Raw genomic sequence first — 1496 nt, forward strand, 5'->3', positions numbered from 1 at the left:
GGGGGAGGACGTTCTCGGGGCCGGGAGACTGAGGCGTGTTGAGTAGGGTGCTTGAGGCGTCGGCTGTCTGGCGGTCGCTTTTCCTGTGGGGGGAAGATGAGACGAGGCAAGTCAGTGCGCCTGTCATAGCGCCGAGCGGGCCCTCGCTTGCGGTGTCGGCGGAGGCGGCGCGGATGGCGGCGGTGCGCCGCTACGACATTCTCGACACCCCACCGGACGGCGCCTACGATCGGGTCGCGGCGCTGGCCGCGCGTCTGTTCGACATGCCGGTGGCGACCGTGACGATCGTGGACGAGGACCGGATCTGGTTCAAGGCCGCGCACGGGCTGGACGGCGTCACCCAGATCGGCCGGGATCCGGGACTGTGCGGTTCGGCGGTGCTCCGGGATGACACCACGGTCATCCCCGACACCCTGGCCGATCCGGTCGCCTGCTCCAACCCCCTGGTCGCCGGTCCGATGGGGGTGCGGTTCTACGCCGCTGCTCCGATCATCACCGCCGACGGGCATCGCCTGGGTACGGTCAACGTCCTGGACACCCGCCCCCGCGAGCTGGATGAGGCGGATGCCGACACCCTGGCGGACCTGGCGGCGATGGTGCGCGACCAGCTGGAGCTGCGGCTGTCCGCGCTGAACGCGGTGCGCGCCGAACAAGAACGCCGCAAGGCCGAGCAGGAGCGCCGCCAGGCGGAGGAAGAGGCACGTCAGCGGGCCGAGCGGGACAAGGCGGCGATCACCGAGTTCGCTTCCACGCTGCAGCGGACGCTGGTGCCTCCGGTGCTGCCGGCGGTGCCCGGGCTGGAGCTGGCGTGTCACTACAAGACCGCTTCCCCCCAGGAAGTGGGCGGGGATGTCTACGATGTCTTTCCCGTCGGCGGAGGCCGGTGGGCGTTCTTCCTGGGGGATGTGTGCGGCAAGGGCGCCGAAGCCGCCTCGATCACCTCGCTGACCCGCTACACGCTGCGGGCCGCGGCACTGGTCGACGCCGACCCGACGGCTGCTCTCCAGGCGTTGAACACCGCGCTGCTGTTGGACGCCGCGGTCGGCACCCGTTTCTGCACCGCCGTCATCGGCATGATCGAACCGTCCGCAGGCGACGGCTTCACCGTCAAGGTCGCCACCGGCGGCCACCCTCCCGCCTACCACCTCAGACCCATCGATGGTTCCGGTGTGCGGGTCGAGGAGGTCCGTGCCAAGGGAGGCATGCTGGTCGGCGCGTTCGCCGAAGCCACCTTCGCCTCACGCACCCTCCGCCTTGAGCCCGGACAGGGACTGCTGCTGTATACCGACGGGCTGACCGAGGCGCGCACCGCAGACGGCGAGATGCTCGCCGAAGACGGTTTGGCGGCCTTCCTGGCCAAGCGCCGGCGGCCGATCAGCGCGGCCGCCCTCATCGAGGACACCGTGGCGCTGCTGGACACCCTGCCCGACACCGAACGTGACGATGTTGCCGTGCTGGCCCTGTCCGTTCCCACCGCCGATGCCGCACCCGTGGGT

Annotated in this window: 1 protein-coding gene; it reads left to right on the forward strand. The window is 70.4% G+C overall.

Annotated features, from left to right (window positions below; translation table 11 throughout):
• Nucleotides 1-173: 173 nt before the first annotated feature.
• A partial coding sequence (locus E2E34_RS34195) for a PP2C family protein-serine/threonine phosphatase (protein WP_138905701.1) occupies nucleotides 174-1496 on the forward strand: 1323 nt, incomplete at its 3' end.

This window comes from Streptomyces albidochromogenes (genome assembly GCF_005981925.1).
GTDB classification, from domain to species: Bacteria; Actinomycetota; Actinomycetes; order Streptomycetales; family Streptomycetaceae; genus Streptomyces; species Streptomyces albidochromogenes.